The sequence below is a fragment of the Actinokineospora sp. HUAS TT18 genome, from assembly GCF_051364635.1.
Classification (GTDB): Bacteria; Actinomycetota; Actinomycetes; order Mycobacteriales; family Pseudonocardiaceae; genus Actinokineospora.
This window is the reverse complement of sequence record NZ_CP195645.1, coordinates 1,018,633-1,036,878: the sequence shown is the minus strand read 5'-3', so window position 1 is coordinate 1,036,878 and position 18,246 is coordinate 1,018,633. Positions and strand designations below refer to the sequence as shown.

Below are 18,246 nucleotides of genomic sequence, written 5' to 3'. Positions count from 1 at the left end.
CGGCCGTTGCCGAAAACGTTGACGCTGAGGAAACACCGCCGAGGGTCACCATGGACGAATGCGGATCCTGGTGGTGGAGGACGAACCGCTGCTGGCCGAGGCGGTCGCCCGGTGGCTGCGCGGCGACGCGCACGCCGTCGACGTGGTCGGCGACGGCGGCGCGGCCCTGGAGCGGATCGGGGTGCACGACTACGACGTCGTGGTCCTCGACCGCGACCTGCCCGTGGTGCACGGCGACGACGTGTGCCGGGCACTGGTCTCGGGCGACTCGGCGGTGCGGGTGCTGATGCTCACCGCCGCCACCGAGATCGACGACCGGGTCGCCGGGCTCGCGCTGGGCGCCGACGACTACCTGCCCAAGCCGTTCGCCTTCCCCGAACTGGCCGCGCGCGTGGTCGCCCTCGGCAGGCGGGCACGGGCAGCGGCGCCGCCGATCCTGACCCGCGCCGGGTTGCGGCTGGACCCGCACCGCCGCGAGGTCTACCGCGACGGCCGGTACGTGCCGCTGTCGCGCAAGGAGTTCGCGGTGCTCGCCGAGCTGCTGCGCGCCGACGGGGCGTTCGTGTCGGCCGAACAGCTGCTGGAGAAGGCATGGGACGAGCACACCGACCCGTTCACCAACGCCGTGCGGATGACGATCCTGAAGCTGCGGCGCAAACTCGGCGAGCCGCAGCTGGTGTGCACCGAGCCGGGCGTCGGGTACCGCATCCCATGACCAGGCTGACGATCCGCGCGCGCCTCACCCTCGTCTACGGCGGGCTGTTCCTGCTGGCGGGGGTCGTCCTGCTGACCGCGACCTACGCGCTGGTGTCCCAGCAGCTGCCGATCCGGACCAGGACCATCGTCGGCGAGCTGCCGCCTGGCGCGGCGCCCGGGCCGCAGATGCAGTTCATGAAGGTCGCCGACGACCTGCGCAACGACACACTCGACGCGCTGCTCACCCAGGGTGGCATCGCGCTGGCCATCGTGGGGATCGCGGCGACCGCGTTCGGCTGGCTCATCGCCGGGCGGATGCTGCAGCCGCTGCACCGGATGACCGAGACCGCCCGCCGCATCGCCCACACCCCCGCACCCGACCGCGGCCTGCGCGAGCGCATCGCGATGACCGGCCCGCACGACGAGGTCAAGGAACTGGCCGACACCTTCGACGTCATGCTCGCCGCGCTCGACCACTCCTTCGACGGGCAGCGCCGGTTCATCGCCAACGCCTCCCACGAACTGCGCACCCCGCTGACGATCAACCGGGCGCTGCTGGAGGTCGCCGTGCACCGCGGCTCCGGGTCACCCGAGGTCCGCCAGCTCGCCGACACGCTGCTGGAGATCAACGCCCGCCACGAGCGGCTCATCGACGGGCTGCTTGTCCTCGCCCGCTCCGAGCGGCAGGTGGGTGAGAGCTCGTTCGTCGACCTCGCCGACATCGTCGAGCACGTCGCCGACCAGACCCCGACCGGTTCGGTCACCGTGCGCGTCGAGGCCGCCGAGGCACCCACCACGGGCAACCCGGTCCTGCTGGAGCGGCTGGTCCAGAACCTCGTGGAGAACGGGGTGCGGCACAACACCGACACCGACGGCTGGGTGCGCGTCGTCAGCACCACCCAACCCGACGGGACGGCGCTGGTGCAGGTGAGCAACACCGGGCCGGTGGTGCCACGCTACGAGATCCCCGGCCTGTTCGAGCCCTTCCGCAGGCTCGCCGCCGAACGCCAGGCCACCGGCGGCGCGGGGCTGGGCCTGTCGATCGTGCGCGCCGTGGCCGTCGCCCACGGCGGCGCCGTCTACGCCGACCCCCGCGACGGCGGCGGGCTCGTCGTCACCGTCGTGCTCCCGGGCGCTCCGCACGAGAGGCACGTGCCGAACGGCCATGTCGGGGCATTACCAGCGGCCACCGGTGTGGCCGGTCAGCACTGACGGGCACGCCCACGCCGCTCCTACGGTCACCGGGAATCCACAACGTGTGACTGACAAGGAGACCGGCCCGATGGCTACCCCCTGGCTGCCCCGCTTCGGCGCGGTGTGCGGCATCCTCTTGGCGCTGTCGATCGGCGTGCCCGGCGCCATCGAGGCATTCACCGGCGAGACGGCGCTGACCAGCATCGTGATCGGCCTGGGCACCGCGTTCGGCGCGCCCGCGATCGTCGCCTTCCACGGTCACCAGGCCGCGAAGTCCGGCACGTTCGGCGCGGTGGCCTACGCGCTGAACATGATCGGGCTCGGACTGTTCACCGGGGTGGCGTTCGCGCTCAACCTGGTGATCTTCTTCCAGGACGACCCGGTGGTGGCGGCCCCGACGAAGATCGCGCTGAAGGCGGCGTCGCTGGTGTTCGTCGTCGGCACCGCCGCGTTCGGTGTGTCGATGGTGCGGGCCAAGGTGTTCCCGGCCGTGCCCGCGTGGGGCTACGGGGTGTCGTTCACCCTGCTGGCTGTGTTCGCCGCGCTGCCCGACACTCCGCTGACCGGCGTGCTGCACGTGCTCTGCGCCGCCGTGTTGATCTGGCTGTCGATGACGGTGTGGTCTCGGCAGCAGGTTCCTGTGGCCGAGCGCGCACTAGCCTGACCGGCATGCGCACCTCGCGACCCGCACCGTGGGTTTCCCCCGTGCTCTGTGCCGCGGTGCTGGTCGCGGGCGTGTACGCCGCTATGGCCGGGATCGGGACGACCGCGCTGCCGCTGCTGATCGGCGGACTGGTCGCGCTGGTCGGACTCGACCTGGCCGAGCACCGCCGCTACCCAGTCCAGACCCCTCACCGGGTAGCGGCGGTGCTCCTCGTCCTCCGCGCGGTGCTCTACGCGGGTGTCGCCTTCGTCGACGGCTCCGGGCTCGCCCGGGTGCTGTTCCTGCTCCTGCCGTTCACCGCGTACTTCGCCTTCGGGCAGACGACGGCCATCGTGCTCGGCGTCGCCTGTGTCGGGCTGGCCGCGGTGAGCACGCCCGGCTGGTACGCCGAGGTGGAGAAGGTCTCCGACCTGGTCATGTTCACCGTCGGCCTTGTGCTGACGATCGCCATGGCGGCGGTCGCGGTGCGGGAGCGGCAGGGCCGGATCCGACTGCAGGAGTCGCACCGGCAGGTCGCCGAGCTGTCCGCGGCCGCCGAGCGCAGCCGCGTCGCCCGCGACCTGCACGACGACCTCGGCCACCACCTCACCGCGATCGTCGTGCTGCTGGAGAAGGCCACCGCGTTCCGCGACCGCGACGCCGCGGCCGCCCAGCAGGCCGTCGAGGACGCCGAGCGGTCGGCGCGGCGGGCGCTGACCGACGTGCGCGAGTCGGTGCGGTCGCTGCGGTCGGCGCCGTTCGGGCTGGCGCCCGCGCTCGACGACCTGGTCGGCGGCCAGGCCGACGTGACCGTGGCGATCAACGGCGACGAGGACGCCTACGACGTCGCCGCCCTGCAGACTCTGTACCGGGCCGCGCAGGAGGGCATCACCAACTCCCGCCGCCACGCCAAAGCCTCCCGGATCGCCGTGTCGGTCGATCTCGCCCCGGCCCAGGCCAAGCTGACCGTCGCCGACGACGGGCGCGGCTTCACCCGCGGCCGTGAAGGGTTCGGGCTGGTCGGGATGCGCGAACGGGTCGAGCTCGCGGGCGGCCGGGTCGACATCGACAGCGCGCCCGGCGCGGGCACCCGGCTCACCGTGACCATTCCACAGAGGACAGCGCGATGACCGAGCCGGTGGTGCGGGTGCTGGTGGTCGACGACCAGCAGCTCATCCGCGAGGGCATCGCGTCCCTGCTCGGCATCCAGCCCGGCATCGAGGTCGTCGGCACCGCCACCGACGGCCGCGACGCGATCGACAAGGCCGTCGAGTTGACCCCTGACATCGTGCTCATGGACGTGCGGATGCCCGAGATGGACGGTGTCGAGGCCGTCGCCGCCCTGCGCCGCCGCGTGCCCGGCTGCCGCGTGGTGATGCTGACGACGTTCGACGACGAGGACTACGTCGTTCGGTCCCTGCGCGCGGGCGCGGCGGGCTACCTGCTCAAAGACCTGCCGTCGCGCGAACTGGCGGGCGCGGTGCGGCTCGCGCACGCCGGGGTCGCCCAGTTCGACCCCGCCGCGGCGGCCCGCCTGGCCGCCGCCCTGGACCGGACCGGCGACCAGAGTTCGGCTCTCACCGTGCGCGAGGCCGAGGTGTTGCGGCTGGTCGCGGGCGGGGCGACCAACCGGGAGATCGCCGAGCGGCTGTTCCTCAGCGAGGGCACGGTCAAGAACCACATCTCCCGCGTCCTGACCCGCCTCGGCCTGCGCGACCGCACCCAAGCCGCCCTCTACGCGCGCGACCACGGTCTTCTCTGATCGGCGAACCCACTCGCCTGATTGCGATCCGCGATGGCCAACAGCCGGGTTTACTCACGTCACCGCAGGTCACGGGCCGTTTCCCGCTGATGTGACAGTGCACTTCGGACAGTTCGCGTTCACCGCGCGGACACAGTCCACTGATGCACTGCGTCTGCCCGGACCCCCGGGCACGACGCGAGGAGCACCGTGAGCCGGATCCGCCTGGAGGGCCTGAGCCGACGCTTCGGCTCGACCGTGGCCGTTGACGACCTGCACCTCGACGTCGCCGACGGCGAGTTCGTCGTCCTGCTGGGACCCAGCGGGTGCGGCAAGTCGACCGTGCTGCGGATGATCGCCGGGCTGCTGCCGCCCACCGGCGGCCGGGTCATGCTCGACGACACCGACATCACCCACGCCCCGGCGCGCGAGCGTGACCTGGCGATGGTGTTCCAGAGCTACGCGCTCTACCCGCACCTGTCGGTGGCCAAGAACATCGGCTTCCCGCTGCGCGCCCGCCGCCTGGCCAAGGCCGAGATCCGCGCCAAAGTCGAGCAGGTCGCCGCGGTGCTGGACCTAGGCGGGCTGCTGGAGCGCAAACCCAAGGAGCTCTCCGGCGGACAGCGCCAGCGGGTCGCCCTTGGGCGGGCGCTCGTGCGCGACCCCGGCGCGTTCCTGATGGACGAACCACTGTCCAACCTGGACTCCAAGCTGCGGTCGACCACCCGCACCGAGATCTCCGCGCTGCACCAGCGTTTGGGCGCCACGGTCGTCTACGTCACCCACGACCAGGTCGAGGCGATGACCATGGCGACCCGGATCGTCGTGCTCAACCACGGCAAGCTGGAACAGGTCGGCACCCCCGAGGCGGTCTACGACCAGCCGGAGACGGTGTTCGTCGCCGGGTTCCTCGGCTCCCCCGCCATGAACCTGGTGCCCGCGACCCTGCACTCGGTCGACGGCTCGCTCACCGTGCGGGCCGCCGAGATCGACCTGCCGCTGGGCATCGCCGCCGACCTGCCCGACCGGCCGGTCATCGTCGGCGTCCGACCAGAACACCTCGCCATCGGCGGCGCCGGGCTGCGCGGCGTCGTGCGGACCGTGGAGAACCTCGGCGGCGAGGAAGTCGCCCACTGCCTCGTCGGCGAGCACACCGTCGCCGTGCGCGGACCCCGACCCATCGGCGTGCGCACCGGCGACGCCGTGGGCCTGCGCGCCGACCCCAAGCACCTGCACCTGTTCGACCCCGACTCCGGGCGGCGGCTCACCTGGCAGGCCGCGCCCGTCTCCGTCTGATCTGATCGAGGAGCAACCATCATGAGACGAACCCTGTCCGCGGCGTGCGCCGCGGTGGCGCTGCTGATCTCCGGCTGCGGCATCGGCGGCGGCGGCACCGAGGCCGCCCCGGTCTCGCTGGTGCCCGAGCTGGGCGCCGACCAGCAGGTGTCGCTGGTGTTCGAGAGCTACAACTTCGGCCAGGCCGGGGCGTGGACCGACACGTTCACCGAGCTGATCGCCCGGTTCCAGAAGGCGCACCCGAACATCAAGGTCACCCCGCAGAAGCCACAGGGCAACAGCGCTAACCCGGCCACCGACACCATCTCCAGCCTGCAGAGCCAGCTCGCCGCCGGGCACGTGCCCGACGTCGCCCAGCTCGGCTTCAGCGACCTCGACTTCACGATCAACCAGCTGAAGGCCGCCCCGCTCGACGACCTGTTCGGCAAGGACGCCGTCCAGAAGAACTTCGACGGCGCCAAGTACCCCTACGCCAAGACCGCGCGGACGCTGGCGGACTGGAACGGCAAGACCTACGGCGTGCCGTTCGTGTTCTCCACCCCGGTCCTCTACTACAACGCCTCGCTGTTCACCGCCGCCGGACTCGACCCGGCCGCGCCGCCGACCACGTGGGCGGAGTTCGAGAAGGCCGCGCTGGCGATCAAGGCCGCGACCGGCAAGGACGGCGGCTACATCGACTGCGTCACCAAGGTCGCCAAGGACTGGTGCCTGCAGTCGCTGATCCGCTCCAACGGCGGCCGGGTGATCTCCGAGGACCGCAAGACCCTCACCTTCGCCGAGCCCGCCGCCGTCGAGGCCGTCCAGACCGTGCAGAACATGGTCAAGTCCGGCGCGGTCCCCAACCGCACGCAGCAGCAGGCCATCGACGGCTTCGCCCGCGGCGACCTGGGCATGATGGTCGAGACCTCCGCGGTGCAGGGCACCTTCGCCAAGGGCGCCAAGGACAAGTGGGACCTGCGGTCGGCGCCGATGCCGAGCTTCGCGGGCAAGCCGGTCGTGCCGACGAACTCCGGCGCGTCGCTGTTCGTGCTCGCCGCCGACCCGGCCAAGCAGCGCGCGGGCTGGGAGCTGATCAAGTTCCTGACCAGCGAAGACGCCTACACGCTGATCTCGTCCAAGATCGGCTACCTGCCGCTGCGCACCGACCTGGTCAACGACCCGGCCGCGCTGAAGCCGTGGGCCGACCAGAACAAGCTGATCAAGCCCAACCTGGAGCAGTTGGCGCGGATGGAGCCGTGGATCTCCATGCCCGGCACGAGCTACCTGCAGATCCGCGACGGGATGATGGAGGCCGTCGAGAACGCGGTGTTCCAGGGCGCCGACGTGGCCACCACACTCAAGGCCAAGCAGGACGACGTCAGCAAGCTGCTGCCAGGGGGCGGCAAGTGAGCCCCGACCTCACCCTCGTCCAGTTCACCGACCCGCACATCACCCCGTCGGGCAAGCTCATGCACGACAGCGTCGACACCCTGGCCCACCTGGTCGCCGCCGTTGAGACGGTCGAGGACTCCGGCATGGACGTGGCGGCGTTCCTGCTGACCGGCGATCTCGCCGACAACGGCCACCCCGAGTCCTACGAGCGGCTGCGCGCGGTGATCGAGCCCGCCGCCGCGCGGATGGGCGCGAAGACCATCTACGTGATGGGCAACCACGACGAGCGCGGCGCGTTCCGGTCCGGGCTTCTCGACGTCGAACCGACAACCGAGCCCCACGACGCCGTGTTCATGCTCGGCGGGGTGCGGATCGTGGTGCTCGACAGCTCCGAGCCGGGCAAACACGACGGGCACGTCACCGACGCCCAACTCGACTGGCTGGCCGACACCCTGGCCCGACCCGCGCCGCTGGGCACCGTCCTGGTCACCCACCACCCGCCGATCCCCTCGCCGGTGCCGACGGTGAACCTGCTGCGGATGAACGACGTCGACCGGCTCGAGAACGTCCTGCTCGGCACCGACGTGCGGCTCGTGGTTTGTGGGCACGCCCACCACGCAGGGTGCGGGTCCATCGTGGGCATCCCCGTGTGGGTCGGGCCCGCGCTGGCCTACGGCGTCGCCCCGGTGCCCGCGCGGGACCGGCTGGTGGCCCGCGCCGACGCCGCGTTCAGCCGCATCGACGTCTTCGGCGACCAGATCGTGGCCACCGCCGTGCCGCTGACCGGGTCGGCGACGGTCTACGACGTGCCCGAGGCCGAGCGGATGGCCTACATCCGAGAGGTCATCGGCGCGTGACGGGAACCTTCGTCGAGGTGGCGCGGCCGCGGGTGACCGCGGCCGCGCCACCGGCCCGACCCCCGTGGTGGCGGCGAGCCCTGCGCGGCGCACCGCCGTACCTCTATCTGGCGCCCGCGCTGACCCTGCTGATCGTGTGGACCTACCAGCCGCTCGCGCAGACCGTGCAGCTGTCGTTCCACTCGTGGAACCTGCTGCCCAGCGCGCCCATGGTCCCGGTCGGCACCGACAACTACGAACGGCTGCTCAGCACCCCCGAACTCGGCGACTCGCTGTGGCGCACCCTCGTGGTGATCCTCGGGATGCTGCCGTTCTCGCTGGTCATCCCCGTGCTCGTCGGCCTGCTCACCCGCCGGATCACCGGGCGGGCAGGCGCGGCGTACCGGGCGATGGTGTTCGCCCCGATGCTGGTGGCGCCGGTCGCCGGGGCCGCGGTGTGGCAGTGGCTGCTCGACCCCAGCGGCGGCGTGGTCGACCGGATCATCGGTGAGCCGATCAACTGGATGCACGAGGCCGGTCCCGCGCAACTGGCGATCGTCGTGATCACCGGCTGGCACATCGTCGGGTTCGCCGTGCTCGTCGTCTTCGCCGGGCTCACCGGGATCAACCCCGACTACGCCGACGCCGCCGGCCTCGACGGCGCCACCCGCGGCCAGGTCACCCGGTGGATCACCCTGCCGCTGCTGTCACCGACGATGGCGTTCCTCGTGCTGATGACCGTGCTGCTCTCGGCGCAGTGGACGTTCCCGCTGATCGACACCCTCACCCAGGGCGGACCGGCCGACGCCACCACAAACGTCTACTACCTGCTGTGGGACTACGGGTTCCGCAACTACGACGGAGGTCTCGGCGCGGCGGCCGGGGTGCTGTTCTTCGTCGCGTTCGTGATCGTCGCGGCGCTGCTGGTGCGCCTGTCGGACAAGCTCAGCCACCACGACGACTAGGGACACCATGGGACGCAAGATCGCCGGCCACCTCGTGCTCGGCCTGTTGAGCCTGGCCTGCCTGTTCCCGATCTACTGGCTCTACGCGACGTCGCTGCGCGCGCCCGGCGACGTGTACTCGCTGTCGCCGCTGCCGTGGCCGCTGTCGATCGAGCACTACACCGACGCGCTCAGCAAGATCGACCTCGGCCGGATGCTGCTCAACACCACGATCGTCGCCGTGCTCACCGCCGCCGGACAGCTGCTGACCGGGCTGCTCGCCGCCTACGCCTTCGCCGCGTGGAGGTTCCCGTTCCAACGGCTGCTGTACCTGGTGTTCGTCGGGACCTGGCTGGTGCCGTTCCAGGTGACGATGCTGCCCAACTACGTGCTGCTGTCCCGGCTCGGGCTGCTCAACACGCTGGCCGGGGTGATCATCCCGACGATGTGCTCGGCGCTCGGCGTGCTGCTGCTGCGTCAGCACCTGCTGTCGTTCCCGAAGGAACTGCTCGAAGCCGCGCGGATGGACGGGCGATCCTCCTGGGGGACACTGTGGACGGTCGTCGTGCCGACGCTGCGGCCCGTCCTCGCCGCGTTGGGCATCCTGCTGATGATCAACTCGTGGAACGAGTACTTCTGGCCCGCCATGGTGCTCCAGCGGGAGAACTCGGTGGTCCAGCTCGGCCTGCGCAGCTTCATGGGCACCGAGGGCAACGACTGGGGACCGCTGATGGCCACCGCCGGACTCACCTGCCTGCCGGTGTTCGCGCTCTACCTGTTCCTGCAGCGCCACATCGTCAACGCGTTCGTCCGGTCCGGCCTCAAGTAGCGGGCAGGCACTCCAGGAACGCCCGCACCAGCGGGGACGGGTCCGCCGCCCACACCGCGTACAGGTCCAGCGTCGGCACCGGGTCGTAGAGCCCCACCACCGCCGTGCGCGACCCGGCCTGCTGCCCGCGCGGCGCCGAGGCGAACCCCACGACCGGCTTCACCGCGGCCAGGATCGCCGTGGCACCCGGGTCGTCGACCTTGTCGGCGACCGTCAGCCGGATGCCGCTGGTCTCCGCCGCGGAGAAGATCGCGTCGTACATCGCCGCCGACTGGGCGCGGTCGAACAGGATGCACGGCTCCCCCGCCAGCTCGCCGAACGGGATCCGGTCGCGGCCCGCCAGCCGGTGCCCGACGCCGACCACGGCCACCAGCGGCACCCGCAGCAGATGCCGGTGCCGGAACCGGGTGGAGGCGGGCTTGCCGTAGACCATGGCGACGTCGATGCGGCCGTCGGCGAGCGCGGCCAGCTGCGGGCCGGTGCGCAGCTCGCGCATCTCCAGGTCGATCGCCGGATAGCGCGCGTTGAGCGCGGTCACCGCCGCGGGCAGGATCTGCTGGCCCGCGGGGAAGTTGTAGCCGACCCGGACCGTGCCCGACCGGCCGGCCGCAGCCGCGCGCGCGGCCTCGCCCGCGTGCTCGACCCGCTCGACGATGTCGCGCGCCAACCCGCGGAACACCTCACCGGCCGCAGTCAGCCGCACCTCGTGCGACGTGCGCGCGACCAGTTCCACCCCGACCGCGCGCTCCAGCCGCTGCAGGTGCTGGCTCAGCGACGGCTGGGCCAGGTGGAGCCGTGCCGCCGCCCGACCGAAATGCAGTTCCTCCGCGAGCGCCAAGAACGAGACCAGATGACGCAACTCCATGACCGACCACCTCTGGCCGGACTTTAGGCCGAGCGGGCGAACGTCCGGTGAACGTCCACTGACATCACTGGACCTGCGGGAACGTGATCACCTGCCCGGTGCCGCCCGCCACGGTCAGCGGGATCGGCACGATCGCGCCGCGGTGGTTCAGGTCCCCGCCCGCCACGATCAGCCGCACCCGGTGGCCCGGCTCGAACCGGTGCACGATCGCGGGCATCGTCACCTTCACCGGTTTGCCGACATCGGCGATCCTGACCGGGGCGACAAGGTCGTTGACCAGCGTCTGCGTGCCGTCGGGGGCGACGTCGTAGACCTTGGCGTACACCACCGGGTAGCCGATCGGGCCGAGCAGCGCGCTCAGCCACGCCGTCGGCGAAGTGAACCGGACCGTCAGCTCCGGGCTGCCCGCCACGTTGACGCCCTCGGCCAATACCGGAGTCGACCACTGCAGGAAGGTGCCGGGCAGGTTGGCGTCGGGGAAGACCCCGGGCATGCCGATCGCGTCGACCGCGCCGAAGCTCGTCGGCAGGCCCGCGACCGTCGTGGTCATCGACTGCGAACCCGCGCGCACCGCCGAGGGCTGGCCGACGAGCGTGCCGTCGCCCGACAGGTAGAGCGGGGTCGGGGTGCCGACCGGGAAGGTCGGGGACGAGGCGTAGGCGGGGGCGGCGTTGCCGGTGTAGGGCACCCACGGGCGGAAGTAGGCGAACTCGGGGCCGGTGTCGACCGCGGCGTCCTTCAGATGGCGGTCGAGCCAGGTCAGGAACCGGCCGGTCTCGTACTGGGCCGCCGGGTCCGGGTTGCCCGCGTCGAACTCGCCGGGCACGCGGCCGCCGGAATGGCCCCACGAGTGCCAGATCATCTCCACCGGCGTGCCCTGCGCCTTCAGCGCGCGGTAGGTGGCGGTGGCCTCGTTGAGGTTGAACAGGGTGTCGTGCTGGCCTTGAGCGAGCAGCACCGGAACGGTGATCTTGTCGATGTAGCCGGCCACCGACGCGTGGCGGGTCAACGCCGTGACACCCGGGGTGAGGAAGCCCTGGATGCCGGAGGCGAGCAGGCCGGGACAGACGATGTCGGGGAAGTTCGGGCAGCCCACCAGCCTGCTCAGGTCGTTCGGCGGGCGCATCACGTTCTCCAGCAGCGCGCCCTCGGCGAAGAACAGCACCGCCCACGTGATCTTCGCCGAGCCCGGCACCGACGAAGTGACCCCGGTCTGCGCGGTGTTGTTCGGCGACAGCGAGTACGACAGGTCGTTCCACGTGATCAGCGGGATCAGCGTGTCGATCCGCTTGTCCACCGACGCCGCCGCGAACTGCACGCCGCCGCCGTAGGACCCGCCGACCATGCCCACGCGCGGGTCGTCCGGCCGGGCGACGCCCGCATGGTCGACGGCGTCGCGGACGACGAAGTCGAGCCCGGCGACCGGCTGGGTGTGCGCGGCGTCGGTGAAGGCGATCCCGTCGGCACCGCCGAGGAAGCTGACGAGTTGGCTCGCCGCGACGCCATCCCAGTCGGGGTCGTCGAGGGTGATCTTGCAGCCCGAGCCGCCGAAGCCCAGACCCGAGTACGACAGCACCGCGTAGCCCTGGCTGCCCGCGAGCCACGCGCCGATGCCCGCCTGGTCGTCCTTGGAGCCGCCGAACCCGTTGGTGGTCAGCACCGCCGGCACCCGGTTCGCGCTGCTCGCGCCCGCCGGGGTGTAGAGGTCGCCGACGATGTCGCACCGCTGGGCGGCGGGGCCGACGGTGACGGCGAAGTGCAGTGTGCGCACGGTGAACGCCGGGTCGGCGCCGCTGGGCGCCGCGCCGGTCAGTGCTGTCGCGGCGACGAGCGCCGCGGTGGCCGCGATGAGTCGGATCGCCCGCACGTGCCCTCCCGGTGATTGGGGTCACCTAAGACAACGGGTGATCTACTCCCGAGTAGATCCGCCGTTCAGGTGAATCCCCGCTGCCGGGTTTCGGCAAGGCCGGAGGGGTTGACACAGGTGTTGCGCGGCTGCGCTCCGGGTACGTCCTATGGCAATGCGAGGACGGGAGTGCTGCTCGCGCCCGGCTTCTGCTTCGGCGACCGCAGCCTGACGATGCTCGGGAACTGATTGCGCTAGAGGCTATCGACCGGCGAGCGCGGGGGTCGGGATCAACGTCGGGTGCACCGCCGACCTCGTCGGCCGGGTCGAGCGCAGGCTCGCCGCGCACGTCGCGACCACCGGGCGCCGGGTCGTCCTCTTAGGACAGAGCGGGGCCAGCGGCCTGGCCAGGCTCGTCGCGCTGCGCAGGCCGGAGCTGGTGCGCGGGGTCGCGATGCTGGGCAGCCCGGTGCTCGACCAGCTCGGCGCGCACCCCAGTGTCGTGCGGATCGCCCACTGGCCGGCGCGGCTGTCCGCGCTGGGGGCGCCGGGCCTGATCAACCAGGACTGCTTGGCCGGCCAGTGTTTCCAGATCAACAGCACCGCGCTCGCGCAGCCACTGCCCGACGGAGTACCAGCCGGGTCGGTGTACTCGCGCAACGACGGGATCGTGCCGTGGAAGCTGTGCCTGGACCCGTACGCCGAGTGCGTGGAGGTGGGCAGCAGCCACACTGGCATGAGGCTGGACCCGGACGTGTTCACCGCGCTGCGCGACCGCCTCGCGGCGTGGGCCAGGCCGGAACGTGTGTCGTTTGGACTGACGAGAACGGGGTAGCCGTGGGGCGGACGAACGACGGAGGTGACGGCGATGAAGGTGGGATTACTCGCCCCGCCGTGGCTCCCGGTGCCCCCACCCGGCTACGGCGGTACTGAGTCGTTCATCGACCGGCTGGCCCGCGGGCTCGACAAACAGGGCCACGACGTAGTCCTGTTCACCACGGGCGACAGCGAAACCACCGTCCCGATTCGGTACGCGCTGGAACTCTCGGCCATGGACCGGATCCAGGACGTGACCGTCGAGCTGCACCACGTCTGCCAGGCGTACGCGGCGATGGCCGACCGCGACCTCGTGCACGACCACACGTTGGCGGGCCCGGTGTGGGGCCTGGCGTTCGGCAGGCAGCCGGTGGTCACCACCTGCCACGGGCCGCTGGTCGCCCAGCGCGACATCTTCCGGCACTACGGCCTGCGGCTGCCGGTGATCGCCATCTCCCACGACCAGGCCGCGCGCGCCCCCGACGTCCCCGTCGCCAGGGTCATCCACCACGGCGTGGACGCCGAGCGCTTCCCGTCGGGCACCGGTTCGGGCGGCTACCTGCTGTTTCTCGGCAGGATGATCCCGGAGAAGGGCGTGCACGAGGCGATCACGGTGGCGCGGGAGGCGGGGATGCCGCTGAAGATCGCGGCGAAGATGCGCGAGCCCGCCGAGCACGCCTACTTCGCCGAACACGTGGAACCCCACCTCGGCGGTACCGTCGAGTACCTCGGCGAGGCGACGGCGAACGAGGCGATGACGCTGCTCGCGGGCGCCGTGGCGCTGCTCAACCCGATCCAGTGGCCCGAGCCGTTCGGGCTGGTGATGATCGAGGCGCTGGCCTGCGGCACCCCGGTGGTCACCTTGCGCGCGGGCGCGGCACCCGAGATCGTGGACGACGGCGTGACCGGGTTCGTGTGCGACGGCCACGACGAGCTCGTCGCCGCGGTCGGCCGGGTCGGCGAGCTCGACCGGCGAGCGTGCCGGGCCGTGGTGGCCGACTACTTCTGCACCGGCCGCGTGGTGGCCGACCACCTGCGGCTCTACGAGGAGATGATCGGATGACGGCGTGGTCCTCCAGCGCGAGCCCACCCCTGTCCGCGAGCGGCGGCTCCGCGGTGACCACGCTGGTCGACGGGTCCACGTTCTGCCAGTCCGCCGGGGACGGCGAGATCCACCCCGACCGGCCGCACGGACTGTTCGTGTCCGACACCAGAGTGTTGTCGACGTGGCGGCTGACCGTGGACGGCCAGGCGGTGGAACCGCTCAGCGCGACCGCCGACCAGCCCTTCACCGCCACCTTCACCGGCCGGACCCGGCCCCGCCCGGGCCTGGCCGACAGCACCCTGCTCGTCGTGCGGAAGCGGTCGTTGGGCGCGGGGATGACCGAGGAACTGGAGCTGCACAACCTGTCCGGTGAACCGGCCAACGTGCGGGTCATGGTGACCGTGGGCGCGGACTTCGCCGACCTGTTCGAGGTCAAGGAGAGCCGGGTCCGCGTCCACGCGGGGATCGTGACCGAGGCCAGGGCGGACGCGCTGGTCTACACACTGCCGGGGGCGCCGCGGATGACGGTGACCGCGACGGGCGAGCCACAGTTCACCCCGGGGCAGATCGGGTTCCAGGTGATGGTGCCCGCCCGCGGCCACTGGTCGACCCGGTTCGCCGTCCGCGCCGACGACGGCCGCACCGCCGCGGCGTCCCCGCAGGGCAGGCTCGATGACTGGGCGATGGCCATCCCCTACCTGGCGACCGGCGCCGCCGACCTGGTCACCACGCTGCGCACCAGCGCCAATGACCTCGGCGCGCTGCAGATCCACGACCCCGAGCATCCCCAGCGGCGGGTGGTCGCGGCGGGTGCGCCGTGGTTCATGGCGTTGTTCGGGCGCGACTCCCTGTTGACCAGCTGGATGGCACTGCCGCTCGACCAGCGGCTCGCGCTGGGCACGCTGCAGACGCTCGCCGACCACCAGGGCACCAAGGTCGACCCGGTGACCGAGGAGGAGCCCGGTCGCATCCTGCACGAGGTCCGGCTCGGCCGGGAAGCGGCGCTACACCTGGGCGGGGGCACCGCTTACTACGGCACCGCCGACGCCACCCCGCTGTTCGTGGCCCTGCTCGGCGAGTTGCACCGCTGGGGCATGTCCGCGACCGACCTCGCCGACCTGCTGCCCGCCGCCGACCGGGCGCTGCGCTGGATCGAGGAGTACGGCGACCGCGACGGCGACCTGTTCGTCGAGTACGAGCGCGCCACCGAGAGCGGGCTGCGCAATCAGGGCTGGAAGGACTCGTTCGACGGGGTCAACGACGCCGTGGGCAGGCTCGGGGTGCCGCCGATCGCGCTGGCCGAGGTGCAGGGCTATGTGTACGCCGCCTACCGGGCGCGGGCGCGGCTCGCCACCGCTGTCGGCGCCGATCCCACCGGCTTCGACGAGAAGGCCGAGCGGGTGAAGGCCGCGTTCAACGAGCGGTTCTGGCTGCCCGACCGCGGCTGGTACGCGATCGGGCTCGACGCCGACAAACGCCCGCTCGACGCGCTGACCTCCAACCTCGGCCACTGCCTGTGGACGGGGATCATCGACGACGACAAGGCCCAGGCGGTGGCCGACGCGCTCACCGGGCCCGGGCTGTGGACCGGGTTCGGCATCCGCACCCTGTCCAAGGACATGGGCGCCTACAACCCGATGAGCTACCACAACGGCTCGGTCTGGCCGCACGACAGCGCGATCGCCGCCGCCGGTCTGATGCGCTACGGATTCGTCGAGCAGGCCACCCAGGTCGCCGAGGGCCTGTTCGCCGCGGCCCGCCACTTCGGCGGCAGGCTGCCGGAGTTGTTCTGCGGGTTCGACCGCGCCGAGTTCCCCATCCCCGTGCCCTATCCGACGTCGTGCTCTCCGCAGGCGTGGGCGGCGGCCGCGCCGCTGTCGCTGGTGCAGACGCTGCTGCGGTTCCACCCCGACCTGCCCGCGGGCGTGGTGGAGATCGACCCCGCCCTGCCGCCGCGCATGCTGCCCATGCGGATCGAGGATCTCCCGGTGGCGGGCGGCCGCGTCACCATCGACGTGCGGGCCGACACCTGGTCACTCGACGGGCTCCCCGACGGCGTCACCGTCCGCGCGCCACACTGACGACTCCAGCGCGGTCCGCACGGCGGCGAGCACGTCGGGATGGCCAAGCGGGATCGGCGGCGGCACCCGGTCCCGGCCACCACCGTCGCTGTGCGCGACCAGCGCGACCACCACCCCGGCGTCGGCCAGTGCCTGCCGCTGGTCGGACCGGGCGGCCATCCACTCGTCGTTGGCCTTGTGCGCGGGGTGACCCGACGCGGCCGCGTCGCCGGGGTCCACCAACAGCACCCGGTTCACCCGGTCGGGGGCGCCCGCGGCGAGGTCCAACGCGGGTTCGGCGGCCGCGCCCGCTGCCACGAGGTCGATCTTCCCCTCGGTCTCCGCCAGCGCCTGCCCGAAGGCGTGGCGCGGGTCGGACTCGGGGACCGCACACCACACGACCCGACGTTCCTCGGCGAACGGCCGCCAGGTGGCGGGCAGGCTGCCGTGGACCGCGGTCCCGGCCGGGTCGAGCACCACGAGCGTCTGCGTCATCGGTCGACACCTCCACCTTCGGGGTACCCGGTGCGGCGATTTCGACACCCACGACAAGCTGATCGGCGTCGCGTGCTCCGGCGGATCAGTTGTCGCGCATCAAGACCGATAGGTAGGTGCGGGCGAACGCGCGGACCTCGTCGTCGGTGGCCAGCGGGATGCAACTCTCCGGCGTGAGGGTGAAGGAGATGGCCAGGCGGATGAAGATCTCCGCGACCCCCGCCGGGTCGCGGCCGCCCGCGGGCTGGAGCTTCCCCGCGACCTGTTCGCCTTGGTGCACCAGGAAATCCCGGGACGCGGCGACGACGGCGTAGCCGTTGAGGGTCAGATACGGGAGCAGTTCCTCCGGGTCGCTGGCCAGCAGCCGGTTCATCAGCGGATCCTGGCGCGCCGCCCGCACGCCGACCACGAACCCCTCGACCAGCCGCTCCTCCACAGTGGACAAGCGGGCCACGGCGTCGGCGACGGCTGTGTAGAAGCGGTGGGCCTCGCGCACGAGCACGGCCTGCACCAGGGCGTCCTTGGTGTCGAACCGGCGGTAGAGGGTGGCGCGGGAGACTCCCGCGCGTTTGGCGACCGTCTCCACACTCGTGCGGCGCAGGCCGTAGGCCAGCAACTCGGCGAGCGCGGCGTCGAGCAGGGACTCGGCGACCGCGTCCCCCTCGGTCCCGGCGCGGACGAGGTCGAGCAGGTCAGGTCGGGCGGTCACCCCACGAGCTTACGGTGGCCACGCGGACCGACACCGGTCCGCCGATATCCGGCGCGAGCCCCTGGCGCGACGCGCACCGCCGTCGGCAGCAGCGGGACCGTCGCCCGGACGGCGCGCTGGAAGCGGGCGAACCGGCGCTGGTCGCGGTCGGTCCAGCGTTCCCCGATGATCTCCCGCACCGGCTCGGGCAGGGTCCCCACTGCGAGCCACCACATGGGCTTGGCGCTCGGCTTGCGGACCAGCCGGTACAGCGGCGCCGGGATCATCGGGAACGTCGCGGGCGGGTTCTTGCTGAACTCCAGCAGCCCGCGCGCGGCCGGGGTGATCTCCAGGTCCTCCCGGCACACGCGGTCGAAGTACTCCCGGAACGACGGCCAGTCCGGCGGCATGACCCGGTCGCTGACCCCGTAGGCGCGGTAGATGGCGCAGCCCTCGGCGTAGAGCCGCTCCTTCTCCGCGTCGGTCATCGGGTGGTCGAACATGTCGATCAACTGGAAGAGACTGTCGAAGATCGTGGCGTGCGCCCAGAAGTACACCTCGGGATCGAGCGCGTGGTACCGCCTGCCGTGAGCGTCGACGCCTTTGATGTGGGTGTGGTAGTCGCGGATCTTGCGGGCGGTCTGGGCCCCGTCCGGCCAGTCGAACGTCGTGCCCTGGATCTGCGGCACCGAGCGCAGGACCCGCTCCCACGGCTCGTTGAAGAAGTCGGAGTGCTGCTCGACCCCGGCGCCGAGGCCGGGGTGCATGAGCTGGAGCAGGCCCGCTTTCACCATGAGCAGGTAGCCACGACGGTCGCCGCCGTAGCGCCAGTGCAGGGAACCGGGGCCGGGCAGGTCGTCGACCAACGTCATGAACCGATG

General features: G+C 71.7%; 18 protein-coding genes. 13 read left to right on the top strand and 5 right to left on the bottom strand.

The features are described from left to right. The first annotated feature begins 58 nt into the window (after positions 1 to 58). The 10 genes from ACSHT8_RS04575 (at position 59) to ACSHT8_RS04530 (ending at position 9,550) form a co-directional block, all read left to right on the top strand. Complete coding sequence (locus tag ACSHT8_RS04575; RefSeq protein WP_436497981.1) at positions 59 to 715, top strand: response regulator transcription factor; 657 nt, start codon at positions 59 to 61, stop codon at positions 713 to 715. Then, on the top strand, positions 712 to 1,908 hold the full coding sequence (locus tag ACSHT8_RS04570) for a sensor histidine kinase (protein ID WP_436497979.1): 1,197 nt from the start codon (positions 712 to 714) through the stop codon (positions 1,906 to 1,908). Before ACSHT8_RS04575 ends, ACSHT8_RS04570 begins: the two co-directional genes overlap by 4 nt. A gap of 70 nt (positions 1,909 to 1,978) precedes the next feature. After that, a complete protein-coding gene (locus tag ACSHT8_RS04565) occupies positions 1,979 to 2,554 on the top strand; it encodes a hypothetical protein (protein WP_436497977.1) in 576 nt (191 codons plus the stop codon). 5 nt (positions 2,555 to 2,559) lie between these two features. Beyond that, positions 2,560 to 3,663, top strand: a complete 1,104-nt coding sequence (locus tag ACSHT8_RS04560) for a sensor histidine kinase (RefSeq protein ID WP_436497975.1) — start codon at positions 2,560 to 2,562, stop codon at positions 3,661 to 3,663. Then, positions 3,660 to 4,295, top strand: a complete 636-nt coding sequence (locus tag ACSHT8_RS04555) for a response regulator (protein WP_436497973.1) — start codon at positions 3,660 to 3,662, stop codon at positions 4,293 to 4,295. Before ACSHT8_RS04560 ends, ACSHT8_RS04555 begins: the two co-directional genes overlap by 4 nt. Before the next feature lie 189 nt (positions 4,296 to 4,484). After that, positions 4,485 to 5,570 (top strand): ABC transporter ATP-binding protein, encoded by a 1,086-nt coding sequence (locus tag ACSHT8_RS04550; protein WP_436497971.1) that lies wholly within the window; start codon positions 4,485 to 4,487, stop codon positions 5,568 to 5,570. 21 nt (positions 5,571 to 5,591) lie between these two features. After that, on the top strand, positions 5,592 to 6,959 hold the full coding sequence (locus ACSHT8_RS04545) for an ABC transporter substrate-binding protein (RefSeq protein WP_436497969.1): 1,368 nt from the start codon (positions 5,592 to 5,594) through the stop codon (positions 6,957 to 6,959). After that, positions 6,956 to 7,798 carry a metallophosphoesterase family protein gene (locus ACSHT8_RS04540; protein ID WP_436497967.1) on the top strand — a complete coding sequence of 281 codons (843 nt, stop codon included), beginning with the start codon at positions 6,956 to 6,958 and terminating at the stop codon, positions 7,796 to 7,798. The genes ACSHT8_RS04545 and ACSHT8_RS04540 overlap by 4 nt, the downstream gene beginning before the upstream one ends. Then, positions 7,795 to 8,742, top strand: a complete 948-nt coding sequence (locus ACSHT8_RS04535; protein WP_436497965.1) for a carbohydrate ABC transporter permease — start codon at positions 7,795 to 7,797, stop codon at positions 8,740 to 8,742. Before ACSHT8_RS04540 ends, ACSHT8_RS04535 begins: the two co-directional genes overlap by 4 nt. A 7-nt stretch (positions 8,743 to 8,749) precedes the next feature. Then, on the top strand, positions 8,750 to 9,550 hold the full coding sequence (locus ACSHT8_RS04530) for a carbohydrate ABC transporter permease (RefSeq protein WP_436497963.1): 801 nt from the start codon (positions 8,750 to 8,752) through the stop codon (positions 9,548 to 9,550). Here ACSHT8_RS04530 and ACSHT8_RS04525 read toward each other — a convergent pair. After that, entirely contained in the window at positions 9,543 to 10,415 is an 873-nt protein-coding gene (locus ACSHT8_RS04525) for a LysR family transcriptional regulator (RefSeq protein WP_436497961.1), read from the bottom strand. The genes ACSHT8_RS04530 and ACSHT8_RS04525 overlap by 8 nt on opposite strands. Positions 10,416 to 10,479: 64 nt before the next feature. Next, on the bottom strand, positions 10,480 to 12,282 hold the full coding sequence (locus tag ACSHT8_RS04520) for a CocE/NonD family hydrolase (RefSeq protein ID WP_436497959.1): 1,803 nt from the start codon (positions 12,280 to 12,282) through the stop codon (positions 10,480 to 10,482). Between the two features lie 418 nt (positions 12,283 to 12,700). On the opposite strand from ACSHT8_RS04520, the gene ACSHT8_RS04515 reads away from it, so the two are divergent. The 3 genes from ACSHT8_RS04515 to ACSHT8_RS04505 are packed head-to-tail and all read left to right on the top strand — an operon-like array spanning position 12,701 to position 16,203. Further along, positions 12,701 to 13,096, top strand: coding sequence for a hypothetical protein (locus ACSHT8_RS04515; protein ID WP_436497957.1), 396 nt, complete (start codon positions 12,701 to 12,703; stop codon positions 13,094 to 13,096). A gap of 33 nt (positions 13,097 to 13,129) precedes the next feature. Next, positions 13,130 to 14,140, top strand: coding sequence for a glycosyltransferase family 4 protein (locus ACSHT8_RS04510; protein WP_436497955.1), 1,011 nt, complete (start codon positions 13,130 to 13,132; stop codon positions 14,138 to 14,140). Beyond that, complete coding sequence (locus ACSHT8_RS04505; RefSeq protein WP_436497953.1) at positions 14,137 to 16,203, top strand: amylo-alpha-1,6-glucosidase; 2,067 nt, start codon at positions 14,137 to 14,139, stop codon at positions 16,201 to 16,203. Before ACSHT8_RS04510 ends, ACSHT8_RS04505 begins: the two co-directional genes overlap by 4 nt. On the opposite strand, the gene ACSHT8_RS04500 is transcribed toward ACSHT8_RS04505, so the two are convergent. The 3 genes from ACSHT8_RS04500 to ACSHT8_RS04490 form a co-directional block, all read right to left on the bottom strand. Then, complete coding sequence (locus ACSHT8_RS04500; protein WP_436497951.1) at positions 16,156 to 16,677, bottom strand: hypothetical protein; 522 nt, start codon at positions 16,675 to 16,677, stop codon at positions 16,156 to 16,158. The two genes, ACSHT8_RS04505 and ACSHT8_RS04500, sit on opposite strands and share 48 nt — an antisense overlap. Positions 16,678 to 16,762: 85 nt before the next feature. Next, the gene (locus ACSHT8_RS04495) at positions 16,763 to 17,386 is read right to left on the bottom strand and encodes a TetR/AcrR family transcriptional regulator (RefSeq protein ID WP_436497949.1); all 624 of its coding nucleotides are present in this window, start codon (positions 17,384 to 17,386) and stop codon (positions 16,763 to 16,765) included. Continuing rightward, complete coding sequence (locus ACSHT8_RS04490) at positions 17,383 to 18,237, bottom strand: oxygenase MpaB family protein (RefSeq protein ID WP_436497947.1); 855 nt, start codon at positions 18,235 to 18,237, stop codon at positions 17,383 to 17,385. Before ACSHT8_RS04490 ends, ACSHT8_RS04495 begins: the two co-directional genes overlap by 4 nt. Between the last annotated feature and the right edge of the window lie 9 nt (positions 18,238 to 18,246).

What these genes read in the sequence shown, in the direction of transcription:
- ACSHT8_RS04575 (WP_436497981.1), top strand. Translation starts at nt 59, where the DNA reads ATGCGGATCCTGGTGGTGGAGGACGAACCGCTGCTGGCCGAGGCGGTC.
- ACSHT8_RS04570 (WP_436497979.1), top strand. Translation starts at nt 712, where the DNA reads ATGACCAGGCTGACGATCCGCGCGCGCCTCACCCTCGTCTACGGCGGG.
- ACSHT8_RS04565 (WP_436497977.1), top strand. Translation starts at nt 1,979, where the DNA reads ATGGCTACCCCCTGGCTGCCCCGCTTCGGCGCGGTGTGCGGCATCCTC.
- ACSHT8_RS04560 (WP_436497975.1), top strand. Translation starts at nt 2,560, where the DNA reads ATGCGCACCTCGCGACCCGCACCGTGGGTTTCCCCCGTGCTCTGTGCC.
- ACSHT8_RS04555 (WP_436497973.1), top strand. Translation starts at nt 3,660, where the DNA reads ATGACCGAGCCGGTGGTGCGGGTGCTGGTGGTCGACGACCAGCAGCTC.
- ACSHT8_RS04545 (WP_436497969.1), top strand. Translation starts at nt 5,592, where the DNA reads ATGAGACGAACCCTGTCCGCGGCGTGCGCCGCGGTGGCGCTGCTGATC.
- ACSHT8_RS04530 (WP_436497963.1), top strand. Translation starts at nt 8,750, where the DNA reads ATGGGACGCAAGATCGCCGGCCACCTCGTGCTCGGCCTGTTGAGCCTG.
- ACSHT8_RS04525 (WP_436497961.1), bottom strand. Translation starts at nt 10,415, where the DNA reads ATGGAGTTGCGTCATCTGGTCTCGTTCTTGGCGCTCGCGGAGGAACTG.
- ACSHT8_RS04510 (WP_436497955.1), top strand. Translation starts at nt 13,130, where the DNA reads ATGAAGGTGGGATTACTCGCCCCGCCGTGGCTCCCGGTGCCCCCACCC.
- ACSHT8_RS04505 (WP_436497953.1), top strand. Translation starts at nt 14,137, where the DNA reads ATGACGGCGTGGTCCTCCAGCGCGAGCCCACCCCTGTCCGCGAGCGGC.
- ACSHT8_RS04500 (WP_436497951.1), bottom strand. Translation starts at nt 16,677, where the DNA reads ATGACGCAGACGCTCGTGGTGCTCGACCCGGCCGGGACCGCGGTCCAC.
- ACSHT8_RS04490 (WP_436497947.1), bottom strand. Translation starts at nt 18,237, where the DNA reads ATGACGTTGGTCGACGACCTGCCCGGCCCCGGTTCCCTGCACTGGCGC.